Source organism: Rhizobium sp. 57MFTsu3.2 (assembly GCF_012932765.1).
GTDB lineage: Bacteria > Pseudomonadota > Alphaproteobacteria > Rhizobiales > Rhizobiaceae > Rhizobium > Rhizobium altiplani.
Genome location: NZ_JDWI01000019.1, coordinates 73589 through 86876 on the forward strand (window position 1 = coordinate 73589; position 13288 = coordinate 86876).

Annotated in this window: 10 protein-coding genes; 4 read left to right on the forward strand and 6 right to left on the reverse strand. The window is 61.3% G+C overall.

Annotation, left to right across the window (positions count from 1 at the left end; all coding sequences use genetic code 11):
* Positions 1 to 48: 48 nt before the first annotated feature.
* From AF71_RS19700 to AF71_RS19715, 4 genes are all read right to left on the reverse strand, one after another.
* Positions 49 to 1872 (reverse strand): HAMP domain-containing methyl-accepting chemotaxis protein, encoded by a 1824-nt coding sequence (locus AF71_RS19700; protein WP_169682709.1) that lies wholly within the window; start codon positions 1870 to 1872, stop codon positions 49 to 51.
* Between the two features lie 251 nt (positions 1873 to 2123).
* Positions 2124 to 4187, reverse strand: coding sequence for a methyl-accepting chemotaxis protein (locus AF71_RS19705; protein WP_246733743.1), 2064 nt, complete (start codon positions 4185 to 4187; stop codon positions 2124 to 2126).
* Positions 4188 to 4402: 215 nt separating this feature from the next.
* Positions 4403 to 5155: a crotonase/enoyl-CoA hydratase family protein gene (locus AF71_RS19710; RefSeq protein ID WP_169682713.1), complete on the reverse strand. Its 753-nt coding sequence runs from the start codon at positions 5153 to 5155 to the stop codon at positions 4403 to 4405.
* A 9-nt stretch (positions 5156 to 5164) separates the two neighbouring features.
* Positions 5165 to 6943 (reverse strand): acyl-CoA dehydrogenase, encoded by a 1779-nt coding sequence (locus AF71_RS19715; protein WP_169682715.1) that lies wholly within the window; start codon positions 6941 to 6943, stop codon positions 5165 to 5167.
* A gap of 217 nt (positions 6944 to 7160) precedes the next feature.
* On the opposite strand from AF71_RS19715, the gene AF71_RS19720 reads away from it, so the two are divergent.
* Positions 7161 to 8156 carry a transporter gene (locus AF71_RS19720; RefSeq protein WP_018859355.1) on the forward strand — a complete coding sequence of 332 codons (996 nt, stop codon included), beginning with the start codon at positions 7161 to 7163 and terminating at the stop codon, positions 8154 to 8156.
* Between the two features lie 53 nt (positions 8157 to 8209).
* On the opposite strand, the gene AF71_RS19725 is transcribed toward AF71_RS19720, so the two are convergent.
* The gene (locus tag AF71_RS19725; RefSeq protein ID WP_169682717.1) at positions 8210 to 8746 is read right to left on the reverse strand and encodes a BA14K family protein; all 537 of its coding nucleotides are present in this window, start codon (positions 8744 to 8746) and stop codon (positions 8210 to 8212) included.
* A gap of 223 nt (positions 8747 to 8969) precedes the next feature.
* On the opposite strand from AF71_RS19725, the gene AF71_RS19730 reads away from it, so the two are divergent.
* Positions 8970 to 9896 carry a GH25 family lysozyme gene (locus AF71_RS19730; protein ID WP_246733740.1) on the forward strand — a complete coding sequence of 309 codons (927 nt, stop codon included), beginning with the start codon at positions 8970 to 8972 and terminating at the stop codon, positions 9894 to 9896.
* A 66-nt stretch (positions 9897 to 9962) separates the two neighbouring features.
* Here AF71_RS19730 and AF71_RS19735 read toward each other — a convergent pair whose 3' ends face one another.
* Positions 9963 to 11207, reverse strand: a complete 1245-nt coding sequence (locus AF71_RS19735; RefSeq protein ID WP_018859352.1) for an aromatic ring-hydroxylating dioxygenase subunit alpha — start codon at positions 11205 to 11207, stop codon at positions 9963 to 9965.
* A gap of 413 nt (positions 11208 to 11620) precedes the next feature.
* Here AF71_RS19735 and AF71_RS19740 point away from each other — a divergent pair, with 413 nt between their 5' ends.
* A complete protein-coding gene (locus AF71_RS19740) occupies positions 11621 to 12226 on the forward strand; it encodes a DUF6656 family protein (RefSeq protein WP_169682719.1) in 606 nt (201 codons plus the stop codon).
* An 80-nt stretch (positions 12227 to 12306) separates the two neighbouring features.
* Complete coding sequence (locus AF71_RS19745; protein WP_025661898.1) at positions 12307 to 13281, forward strand: L-threonylcarbamoyladenylate synthase; 975 nt, start codon at positions 12307 to 12309, stop codon at positions 13279 to 13281.
* Positions 13282 to 13288: the final 7 nt, after the last annotated feature.

The following is a 13288-nucleotide window of genomic DNA, read 5'->3' on the forward strand; positions in this document are numbered from 1 at the left end:
AAACGCCCGCGACGAGCGCGGGCGTTCCAGTTTGTGTGTATCAATCAATCAGGCGGCGCGACGGCTGTAGGATGATGCGCCGTGGGATGCTGCCTGCAGGTTGAACTGGGCAAGGAGTTGCATCAGCTTTGCTGCTTCCTGCGCCAGCCCATGGCTCGCTGCCGTCTGCTCCTCGACCATGGCGGCGTTCTGCTGCGTGCCCTGGTCCATCGTGTTGACGGCCGTATTGATCTCGGCAAGCCCCGTCGACTGCTCACGGGTTGCCGTGACGATTGCGTCGACGTGACGGCTGATCTCCTGAACCTGACCGACGATTGCTTCCAACGCCTTGCCGGTGTCGCCGACGAGCGTGACGCCCGAGCGAACCTGTGAGTTCGAGGCGGTGATCAGGCTTTCGATTTCCTTCGCGGCATGGGCAGAACGCTGTGCCAGCTCGCGCACTTCCTGGGCGACGACAGCAAAGCCCTTGCCGGCTTCGCCTGCGCGTGCCGCCTCGACACCGGCATTCAGCGCCAGCAGGTTGGTCTGGAAGGCAATGTCGTCGATGACACTGATGATATTGGCAATCTTCTGCGACGACTGCTCGATCTCGGTCATTGCCGAGACCGCCTTGCGGACGATGTTGCCGGACTCTTCGGCGCCGTTGCGGGTTCGAGTGACCAGCGTGCCGGCTTCCTCGGCACGGCGCGCTGTGTCCTTGACGGTCGTCGTAATCTCTTCGAGCGCGGCTGCCGTTTCTTCGATGGAGGCAGCCTGCTGTTCAGTGCGGCGGGCAAGCCCGTCCGCGGCGGTGCGGATTTCTCCGGCGCCCGCGTCGATCGCATGAGCGTTGTCACCGACCTCCTGAAGAACAGCCCGCAACTTGGCCACGGAGGAATTGAAATCACTGCGCAGCCGGTCGAGGTGGTCGGCAAAAGGCGTCTCGATCGTCCGCGTGAGATCGCCTTCCGAGAGAGCGCCCAGCGCTTCGGCAAGCGCATCGACGGCATGTTGGATCTCGCTGGCTTCACGTGCCTTCGAGGCTTCGTTACGGGAACGCTCCTGCTGAGCCTGCTCGCGGGTGTGCTCGGCGCTCCGTTCGAGGTCGAGGCGTGCGAAAGAGTTGTCGCGGAAGATCGCGACGGCAGCCGCCATGTCGCCGATCTCATCCTTGCGCCCGGCGTAAGGGACGGCCGCGTCGAGATCCCCGTCCGCCAGACGGGCCATGCGGGTGGCGATCGTCGAGATCGGCTGAGAAATGCGCTTCCAGGCAAGGAAGGCCGCAGCAACGGCGACGGCAAGCGCGACGACGAGGCCACCGACGATGGACAAGATGCCTGCGTTATAGTTACCGGTCGCGGCAGCGAGAGCGGCATCGGTCGACTGCCGATCCTTTGCCAACATTCCGTCGACGAGCGTCTGAATGTTGTTGGCGGACATGGAAAGTTCGCCGCGATAGAGGCTGTTGGCCTGGCTGCGCTTGTTGTCGAGCGCCAGCGCAATGATCTTGTCGGCAAGCGCAGCGTCGTTGGTGAGCGCCTTCTGCAGCCGGCCGAAATTCTGGCTCATGTAATCGCTCTTCGGCTGCTTGTCGAAGGCGCCAATGGCAGTGGCAAGGCGCTGGCGGCGGGCCTTGAGTGTCGTCTCCGCGTTGCGGAAGTCCGTCTTACCTGTTGCAAGGAGGTAGTCGGCGTAGCTGCGACGAACGTCGTTCAGCGTCGTGACGATCGCGTGGAGCCGTTCGGTGTTCGGAATGTTCTGCGCCCCGATCTGCCGGGTGTTGGCCTCCAGATTGGTCAACGAGAAGGCCGCGATCGCACCCTGCACCAGGGCAATGACGACAAGGGACAGAAAAAGAAGCGGAAGAAGCGTCTTGATCTTCAATTTGGACATAGAGCGGCCTCAGTGCGGCTGAACGAAGTGCTTCAGTCAATCTCCTGTTGATCGCCTGGGGGGAACACTCGTTTTAATGGTGTGGGGAGAACGGTACGGACAACGTCCATCCTGCATCATGCATTGCACGCCACTAAAGCCCAAGATCCGTAAGATTTGATTAAAAGTAATATTTTTTAATCACCGCTGGTCGCGCCCTCCAACGAGAACGCCCGCCACGAGCGCGAGCGTCCGGTCTTCGCAGGATTACATCAGGCCGCGCGACGGCTGACCGCAGCGTGGGATGCTGCTTGCAGGTTGAACTGGCTCAGCAACTGCATCAGCTTTGCCGCCTCCTGCGCCAGCCCATGGCTCGCTGCCGTCTGCTCCTCGACCATGGCGGCATTCTGCTGCGTGCCCTGATCCATCGTGTTTACAGCAGTGTTAATCTCGGCAAGCCCCGTCGACTGTTCGCGGGTCGCCGTGACGATCGCATCGACATGACGGCTGATCTCCTGAACCTGACCGACAATCGCGTCCAACGCCTTGCCGGTGTCGCCGACGAGCGTGACGCCCGAGCGAACCTGACTATTCGAAGCAGTGATCAGGCTTTCGATTTCCTTCGCAGCCTGGGCCGAGCGCTGCGCCAGTTCACGCACTTCCTGGGCGACGACCGCAAAGCCCTTGCCGGCTTCGCCGGCGCGTGCCGCCTCGACGCCGGCATTCAGCGCCAGCAGGTTGGTCTGGAAGGCGATGTCGTCGATCACCCCGATGATGTTGGCGATCCTCTGCGAGGACTGCTCGATCTCGGTCATTGCCGAAACCGCCTTGCGCACGATGTTGCCGGACTCTTCGGCGCCGTTGCGGGTGCGCGAGACGAGATTGCCGGCCTCCTCAGCGCGACGTGCCGTGTCCTTGACCGTCGTGGTGATCTCCTCGAGCGCTGCAGCCGTTTCCTCGACCGAGGCTGCCTGCTGCTCGGTGCGGCGGGCAAGGCCGTCTGCGGCCGTGCGGATTTCGCTCGCACCGGCATCAATGGCGTGCGCGTTGTTGCCCACGGCATGCAGAGCACCGTGGAGCTTGGTGACGGCGTTGTTGAAGTCATTGCGTAGGCGGTCGAGATGCGGGGCAAACGGCGCGTCGATGCGATGCGCAAGGTTGCCATCCGACAGCGCGCCGAGGGCACTGGCAAGCGCATCGACGGCATGACGGATTTCGGTTGCCTCGCGGTTTTTCTGCTGCTCACGCTCATGACGCTCACGCTCGGTAAGGGCACGGCCGGTTTCGGCTTCACCCTCAAGGCGCTCTCGATCAACCGCGTTCTTCTTGAAGACAGCCACAGCCTCGGCCATCGAGCCGATCTGGTCGCGGCGCTGCTCGCCAGGAATGGAGACCGACAGATCGCCGGCGGCAAGCTTTTGCATCGCGGCGGTCATATCGGTGACGGGACGGATCACCAGGCCATGCAGCAGCCAGGCCATGGCGCAGATCATCAGGCCGACGGCGAGGATCGTGGCAATGGTTGCGGCAATGCGGAATTCGTTCAGCGAAGCGAAGGCGGCGTCGCTGTCCACGACGAAGCCGAGGTACCATTCGACCGACGGCAAACCTGCAACCGGCATGAAGCTGACGAGGACATCCTTGCCGGCAAACTCAGTCGGAACGAGCCCGGCCTTGATCGCCGGTGTCTCAGCCGGGAAAGCGTCGGCAAGCGTCTTTGTCACCAGCTTTGCATCCGGGTGGATCAGGATCTGCCCGCTCTTGTTGACGAGGAAGGCCGTGCCTTTGCCGCCGAGATCGATCTCCTTGATCATGTCGACCATGGTCTTCAGCGAGAAGTCGCTGCCGGTCACGCCGGCCAGCTTGCCGCCGTGGCTGACGGGAACGGCCGAGCTGATGATGAGATCGCCGCTCGACGCATCGACATAGGGCTCGGTCATGACGCTGGCGTTGGCCTTGACGGCATCCTGATACCAGGGGCGCTTGCGCGGATCATAGCCGTCCGGCATCGGCAGCTTCGGCCACATGGTGAAGACACCCTGCTCGTCGCCAAAATAGGTGCTGACGAACTGGCTGGTCAGAACATCGTTCTGGAGCACGGCTTCGACGCCCTTCTGATCGGCGGCGCGGCCGATGGCGTTCGCGACCATGGCGGTCAGCGTCACGCGACCATTCATCCAGTTGGCCAGGCTGCTTGCAGCCTGCTCACCGGACGAGTTGATGTTGGCTTCGATCGCGGCAGTCGCGGTGCTCCGTTCGACGGAATTGATGTAGTAGGAAAAGGCGGCAAAGGCCACAAGAACAACGGCAGACGCGGCAACGAGGATGCGCGTCATCAAATTCGTCTTCTTTTTCAAGGATTTTCCTTTCGTGAGTGGTCCGCGCCGTACTTGACGAAGCGCGGGCTACTCGATGCGCAGGCTATGGGCAAAACGGGACAAAGCGCCTCATGCGCCCGGACGACTGCGCCATCAGCGCGCCGTCATACCCCTAATATTAGAGGGGTATTTAAAACTGGCTTAAAATTTGACGAAACTCGACTATTCCCACGTCAGCGGCGCATGAAGGCTTCGAAGGCGGCTTTCGCTTCGGCGCTGTGTAGGCGGTCGAAGAAGTGACGCGCCTCGTCATCGATGCGCGCAATGACTTCTTCCCGATCGCCCCGGATCAGGTTGCGCGCGATCTTCAGCGCTTCTGGCGGCTTGGCGGCAAGCTTGGCAGCGGTTGCGAGCGTTGTCCTTTCGACCTCATCGGGCGCACAGACTTTCCAGACAAGTCCCGCCTCCCGTGCTTCCTCGCCGGAGAAGCCCTCACCGAGAGCCAACATCGCAAAGGCGCACTGGTGTCCCATGATCCGCGGCGCAAGCAGGCTGGACGCCGCTTCCGGAACGAGGGCGAGGTCGACGAACGGCGTGCGGAACTGGCTGCGCGCTGAGGCGATTGTCAGGTCGCAATGCATGTGCATTGTGGTTCCGATCCCGATCGCCAGCCCGTCGACACCTGACACGATCGGCTTTTCGGAGCGAACCATGGCGTAGAGGAATTCGACGATCTCGCGAGGCATGGCACCGCCCATCGCCGCTGCGAGGAAATCTCCGAGGTCATTGCCCGCGGAAAAGCAACCTTCGGTGCCGAGAAAAGCCGTCGCCTTGATCGCCGCATCGCCATTGGCGGCAATCAACGCCTCCGCCATTTTCCGATACATGGTGCGGGTGATGGCATTCTTCTTTTCCGGCCTGTTGAAACGGATGATCTGGATGCCGGGGTGTGCCGCATCCTGCTCGACGATGACCTGCTCTGTCATGATGGTTCCTCAGGCGAGAACTATTTTGGCAGCCGCAAGGCTTGCGGCGCCGTTGATGACGCTGTCCTTCAGCGCCGTCACTTCCGAAAGAAGATTTTCCGCGGCAAAACGGCAGAGTGCGATGCGCCCTTCGGCACCTCCCGCCGGTGCCTGCGCGAGCCCGCCCTTGGCGAGATAGCAGCCGGTCAGGACAAGGCCGAAGAGCCGCTGATACGGTGTCGCGCCGGCCAGCGCCTCTGCCACCTTAGCATCGCGAACCTGCGCCAGCAGCCAGTCCGTCGCCTCGCCGAGGTCGGTTATTGCGGAATCGAGGCGATTTGCCGTCGCGCCGAAGCCGCCGAGGTTGGAATGGCGGACCTGGTCGGCGATCTGTTTCAGCTCGGCGATGAAACCGTGCACCTGGTCGCCGTCCGAAAGCGTCAATTTGCGGGTGACGAGATCGATCGCCTGGATACCGTTCGTGCCCTCATAGATCGGCGCAATGCGCGCATCACGCAGATAGCGCGCGGCTCCCGTCTCCTCGATGAAGCCCATGCCGCCATGCACCTGAATGCCTGATGAGGCGACGTCGACGCCGACATCGGTGGAAAAGGACTTTGCGATCGGCGTCAGCAGTGCTGCGCGCTCCTGCCAATGCTGCTTTCGATCCGCCGCGCGATGCGACATGTCGATGGCATGGGCGCAGGCATAGGAAATTGCGCGGGCGCCTTGCGTCAACGCCTTCATCGTCAGGAGCGTGCGGGTAACATCCGGATGGTCGATGATCGGGCTCATGCCGCCACCCGCCCAGTTCGGCGCCTTGCCCTGAACCCGCTCTCTCGCATAGGCGACTGCCTTTTGCGTCGCCGCCTCGGCGATCGCGACGCCCTGCATGCCGACGGCAAGGCGGGCATTGTTCATCATCGTGAACATGCAGGCGAGGCCCTTGTTCTCCTCGCCGACCAGCCAGCCGATTGCCCCCTTCTCCTCGCCGAACTTGCCGTCGCCATAGATCATGGTGCAGGTCGGCGAGCCGTGGATACCGAGCTTGTGCTCCAGCGAGTGCGTGAAGAGATCGTTGCGGGCGCCAAGCGATCCGTCCGCATTGACGAGGAATTTCGGCACGAGGAACAGCGAGATGCCACGCGTTCCGGCCGGTGCGTCCGGGAGGCGAGCGAGGACCAGGTGAATGATGTTGTCGGCGGCGTCGTGTTCGCCCCAGGTGATGAAGATCTTCTGGCCGAAGATGCGGTAGGTGCCGTCGTCCCGGCGTTCGGCGCGGGTCTTGAGCACGCCGAGGTCGGAGCCGGCATGCGGCTCCGTCAGGTTCATCGTGCCGGTCCACTCACCCGAGACGAGCTTTGCGAGGTAGGTATTCTTGAGTTCGCCGGACGCATGGCTGTTGATCGCTTCGATCGCACCCATGGTCAGCGTCGGGCAGAGCGCGAACGCCATCGATCCGGAATTCCACATTTCCAGGGCGGCGACGTTCAGCATATGCGGCAGCGCCTGCCCACCGAAGTCTTCTGGTGCGGTCAGGCCATTCCAGCCGCCGGCGATCCAGTTCTTGTAGAGATCGCGCCAACCATCGGGCGTTACTACCCTGCCGTCGACGAGGCGCGAACCCTGACGGTCGCCAACCTCGGCGAGCGGCGCAACTTCATCCGTGGCGAATCGTCCCGCTTCATGAAGGATGGCGTCGACGAGATCATCACCAAGGTCACCGAGCAAACCAGCTTCGATTGCATCGCCCAGGCCGGCAACATGCTTCAGCGTAAACGCAATCTCTTCGACCGGCGCCTTGTACATCAGTGATCTCCTCGCATCGCTGGCCGCCGATTGAACAGCCCTCCAGCCTCTCCAAGGGCAGAGCTAATTGATTTTTACGTAAACGTCAATTTCAAACTTCCAGCGACAAGCTGCCACGGAGTTACACATGTCTTGAATTATTACGCACTTGCACAAACAACCGTCATAGAGAATCTCTAAGGACACTCACCGCCATCGCAAGAGGACCGGCGCATCAATGGATACTTTGCCCGCCAACATCCACGGACTCGTGTGGGCCTACCGCTTTCCGCCGGAAGGCGGCAAGGCAATCCGTCTCCCAAACAGCGCGCCGCAGGCCGAGTTGACCGACGGCGGCGGCTTCTATTGGCTGCATCTCAATCTCGCCGATGCCAGGGTGCCCGGCCTGCTCGACAGTATCGTTGGCTTGAACGACGATGCCAAGGCAGCCTTGACCACCCGTGACACGCATGCCGCGATAACGGTCGACGAACAGCTGCTCTACGGCACGCTTGTTGATTGCCAGCGCGAATTCGATCGTGAAACCGCCGATCTTGGTTGGCTGCATTTTGCGATCTCCGACCGCTTTATCATTACCACGCGGCTGCAGCCGCTACGCAGCATCGAGCGCGCCCGCGCGCTAGTGGAGAAGAACCCGGCAAAATTCGAACGGCCCGTCGACCTGTTCGAGATCCTGGTGATCGAGTTCCAGCGGACACTGATCTCCATCGTCATGGAAATGACCGAGGAGCTCAACGTTATCGAGGATTTCGTCTACGACAACTCGCCACGCGACGAACGCCGGCGGCTGGCGCCGGTCCGACGTACGGTCGTCCGGCTGCACCGGCACCTGAGAACTGTGCTGGCCCTGATGCGTCGCGCTGCCGCCTCGCATGACGATGAAATGCCCTTCGGCTTCGATGATGTCGCGGGACGGCTGACGAGCCGCCTCGAAACCGTCGATCACGACATTTACGCGCTGCAGGACCGCGCGCGGCTGCTGCATGAAGAAATCGACTCGAAGGCGTCCTCGGAGACGAACCGGCACCTCTACATTCTGTCGATCATGACGGCCTTCCTGCTGCCGCCAACCCTGGTGACGGGCTTCTTCGGCATGAACACGGCCAATCTACCTTTTGCCGAAGGAAGCGGCGGCACGGAATATGCCGTGGCGATCATTATCGCCTCCATCGTGCTCGCATGGTGGCTGCTGAAGCGCGTCCGCATCCTCTGAACGCAAAAGGCCCGGCATTGCTGCCGAGCCCTGAAACCGAAAGCTTGCTTCACTCAGTAGTACGGCGAAACGCACTGCTGGCGCGGGCCGTTGTACGGCTGGAACGTGTTGTCGTAGACCCGATAGGAACGGTAACGCGCCTGGCACCAAGCCACGTGACCCGAGCCGAGCGAAGCAGCCGGCGGAGGAGCCACATAGGTCGGCTGCGATGCAATAGCACCACCAATTATCGCACCAGCGCCGAAGGCGGCCAGCGGGAACCAGTAGCCGTCATAGTAGCGGTAGCCACTGCGATAGTAGGGATAGCCGCGATAGCCACCGTACCAACCCGGGCGATAGGCTGGGCGATAAGCCGGGCGGTACCCCGGATAATAGCCAGGGCGATAGCCTGGATAGTAGCCCGGCCGGTATCCGGGACGAAAACCGGGGCGGCAATACGGGCCACGGCAATACTGGACGTTCTGGACGTCACCAGATTTTTCGACCTGCGGCAGAGCCGGCATCTGCGTCGCCTGCGAGGGCGCATAGCCACTTGCCAGCGTGACAAAGGAAACGGCGGCAATCGCTATCTTCTTAAAAAACCCAGTCATGGAAGCTCCATTTCCAGTTGGAATACGCGCGCACGAGAACGCCAAGGCACTGAAACCGTTCCAATGACCAGTTTTCATGCTGTCGGTGCGACTTTCTGTTTTTAAGCGATCGCGGATTAACTGGACATTAACCGCCTATCACCACGCTCATTCCATGAAGCAATCCTGGAGAAATCTTCTGCTTCGCTTGATGGTTCCGGCGCTTGTCGCGGGACCTCCGACTATGGCTGTGGCGGCTGACACCCTACCCTGGAACAACCCCAACAACGCGCTCGTCATCGACGCGTACGAACTCAATACGATCGATTGGGATTCCCTGCTTTCGGACAAGCGCATCGCCGCCTTCATTTCGAAAGCTTCCGACGGACTTCCAGAGAGCTTCTCCTGCACCGGCGATCATGCCGGGGACACGGTTGCGCATTGCAAGACCATGTGGCGCAAATATGCGGTGAGCCGCGAGCTCTTTCAGACGCGGCGATTGGTTGCCCGGGCGGCCGGCCTCCTCTGGGGCTCCTATCACCTCGCCCGTCCCGGCAACCCGGTCGACCAGGCCAACCATTTCCTCGAATACGCCGATCCCAAGGACGACGAGATGATGATCCTCGATCTCGAGGGCATCGATCCGCAGAAATTCATGTCGCTGGAGGACGCACAGATATTTGCAGGCCATATCAGGGCAAGGACCGGACGCTACCCGGTTCTCTATACCAATCACAACACCGCCCGATATATTGCCGCATATCGCAACGACTATCCGGTGCTGGCGCGGCTACCGATCTGGTATGCGCGATACAGGCCCGACGTGAAGGGCGTGTTCCCGATGGGAAACTGGGACAACTACCTGATGTGGCAGTTCTCGTCGGGACAGAACTGCAGCAAGCGCCGCTGCCCTTACCGCGTTCCAGGCACATTGACGGATATCGATGTCAACGTCGCGCCCATGAGCCGCGCCGAACTCGCAAAGGTGTGGGCGCGGGGCAACCTCTTGCCGGCGCGCGAACCGGACCCGCCGCTCATTCTTGCCAAGATCGAGATGGAGCCGCGCGGAATGCCTGCCCAAGGCCCGGCAACCGCACAGCTTCCGCCGGATCCTATCGTCACATCCTCGATACCGCAGAGCGACGTCGTGCGCACGCGTCGAGACTTCTGAGAAACGTGCGCACAAAAAAGACCCCGTCTCGAAGAGACGAGGTCACTTGGGAGGGAGTCTTTTGGATTAGGCGACGACGGAGAGCTTCGCCTGATCGCCCTGCAGGCGGTTGACCATGAAGTTCGAGTACCATTCGAGGAACTGCATGACGCCGCCTTCATGCGCCATCGAATAAGGTCCAGGCTCGTAGGCCGGCGAGTGAATACCGAAGGCATTCTCTTCGACGATGCGACGGTCCTGATCGTTGGTTTCGGTCCACACATGCGTGAGCTCGGCCAGATCGTAGTCGACACCCTCGACGGCATCCTTGTGCACGAGCCACTTCGTCGTGACGGCCGTTTCATTGGCACTGAGCGGCAGCACGCGGAAAGAAATCGCATGGTCGCCGAGAATGTGGTTCCACGTCGTCGGGTAGTGGAACAGCAGCATCGTGCCGATGCGATCAAGCGTCACGTCGTCCGAAAGAGGCCTCTCGACGGCGCGCCTGCCGGACATGGTGTAGCTCTCTGCGTCCTCGATCAACGGCATGCGGGCGGTGCGGAACTGACCGTCGGGGGAAATCTGGAACTTGCTCGGCAAGCCAGCCGCCTCGCAGCGTGCCCAGTGACCCGCAATCTCGGGATCGTCGGCACCGCCGTCCGTGCCCGTGACGCTCGGCGCTTCCGGGTAGGTGCGGCAGAGTTCGGGGTGGTTGGCCGCGCAGTGATAGCATTCGCGGTTGTTTTCCCAGACGAGCTTCCAGTTGCCCTTCTCGATGATCGTGCTCTGGAAGGCGACCTTCGCCTCGCTCAAACGATGCGGCAGCATATAGGGCGCGACCATGTCGCGGATCGGCTGGAAATCCGGTGCATTCTGCGCGAGACAGATGAAGATGTAGCCGCCGAAGCTCTCGCAATGGACCGGCTTCAGGCCGTAACCGCTCTTGTCGAAATCATCGCCCATGTGGCGGGCAAAGGCGAGCTTACCATCGAGGTCGTAGGTCCACTGATGATAGGGGCAGACGAGGCGAACCGAGGAGCCGTGCTCCTTGGTGCAGACGCGCGAGCCGCGATGGCGACAGCTGTTGTGGAAGGCGCGAATGACGTTGTCACGGCCACGGACGATGACAACGGGATAGTCGCCGATCTGGACCGTGAAATAAGCGCCCGGCTTCGGCAGCTCGCAATCATGGCCCATGAACAACCAGTCGCGATAATAGATCATCTCCATATCGAGCTTGAAATAATCCTCGTCGATATAGAAGGGCCGCTCGAGACTGAAGCCTTCCCTGCGGGTCTTGAGTTGCCGCAATACGTTGCTGCGAATATCCATCTGCATATCCTCGTATAATGGGCCGCCGCTTGATCGAAGGCGAGAGCCGCCGGAAGCTTCGCTCCCTCTCCGTCAGGAGACTTTCTTGATAGACATTTAAACACCGCTGGCGCGCGGCGTTTGGTTGTAAAGCGACATCGGCTTCGAAAATGACGACAGGCGGCAAAGGAGTGCGGAATCGAACGCGGTTCCAGCCTAAAAATGCTTCATTCTCGGCCAGCAAGGCCAATTACGACATTGCCGCAACCCAATTCACACTTGGGCTCTCGGCACAACCTTGCCACAGCTATCGTATTTGCGACATGGCGGCGGTGGCCAATATCCACCAACCCGCGCATGACGGCCGAATTTAATCTGCCATTAAGCATGATTGCCTATCCTTTCCACATCAATCATCGATGTGGATATCTCTCATGGCGAAGCTTCGCTATTTCGACGCCACTAACAGCAATTCCCGCAACGCGGCACCGGTCACCTCGCATTCTGAATTTCTGCGCACCGGAAAGATCACGCGCACCCGGGCCCACTGGCTCGCCGAGGAGCGGCGCTACCTCACACATGACGAAGTCGCAGAGAAGACGGGCCGCAAGCTGGAGACAGCCGGCGCCAAGACGCATCGACATATCAACGGATTTCACCGTTCGATCCAGTTTCCGAAGCTGCTCTTCCACCGCACGCTGCAGGACAGCCCGCATTTAGGCTATTGCCACGTGACTGCGTCGCGGACGAAATTCGCCCGCTACGAAGAAGTCAGCTGGGCGTTCTACATCGCGAATTTCTACGCCGACATCGGCGACAACGACAATTTCTTCCACAAGATCGATCTGAAGTATTCGCGCATGTATTTCGCGGTGGCGATCAAGCCCGGCGAACATACGCCGGAGAAGATGACGATCGACCGCTCGGTCAGGGGCAACGGGGTGCTTTTCCGCACCGACGATCCGCAAATCGCCATCAAGAACGTATTGCTGCTCGGCGCGCGCAACGAGCAGCTGCGCGAGATCATTCGCCAGCTCTGATCGGCATCATCGGCCCGCTTCGATATTGATCCGATCGCCGGGAAGGCATAAGGACTGCCGGACAGCAATCCGGACAGCGCATGGCACGATCGATCGACATCACGAAGGACAGGCAGCAGGCTATCGAAGCCGGTTGCGCAGTGCTTGGCGAGGGCTTCCCGATCGCGATCCCGACGGAGACCGTCTATGGGCTCGCTGCCGATGCGACCAATCCGGTCGCAATTGCCCACATCTACGAGACCAAGGGCCGCCCCCGCTTCAACCCGCTTATCTGCCACATGGCCGACCTTGCCATGGCTGAGAAGCACGCGGAGTTCGACCCCGTTTCACGCGCGCTGGCCGAAGCATTCTGGCCGGGGCCCCTCACGCTCGTCCTGCCGTTGAAGCCAGAGAGTGCCATTCATTCGCTGGCGACCGCAGGGCTTGATACCGTTGGCATCCGCGTGCCGAAGGGTTTCGCGGGAGAGCTGATCCGCGCCTTTGGGCGGCCGCTCGCCGCGCCCAGCGCCAACACGTCAGGCAAGATCAGCGCGACGAGCGCTGCCCATGTCGACGCCGACCTCGGCGAGCGCATCAGACTGATCCTCGATGCCGGTGCAAGCACCGTTGGCGTCGAGTCCACGATCGTCAAGGTCGAGGATGGCAAGCTCAGGCTCTTGCGGCCGGGCGGGCTGCCTGCCTCGGAGATCGAGCGCGTGGCCGGTCAAAAGCTGGTGCGAGCCAGGAAGGCGTCCGCGGCCATCGAGGCTCCGGGGATGCTGGCATCCCACTACGCGCCCGGCGCAACCGTCCGGCTGGACGCAACGCATGTCGATTCCGACGAGGCGCTGATTGCCTTCGGCAAGACGGCCGTTGCCGGTGCCGATGACGCCAGGATCGTCCTCAATCTCAGCCGGGACGGCGATCTCGCGGAAGCCGCGGCGAACCTCTTCGACTATATGAAGAAAGCCGACGCCAGCGGCGCGCAGACGATCGCCTTTGCAGCCATTCCCGACGAGGGTCTCGGCGAGGCAATCAACGATCGGCTCCGCCGCGCAGCCGCGCCACGTGAGTAAGCAAGAA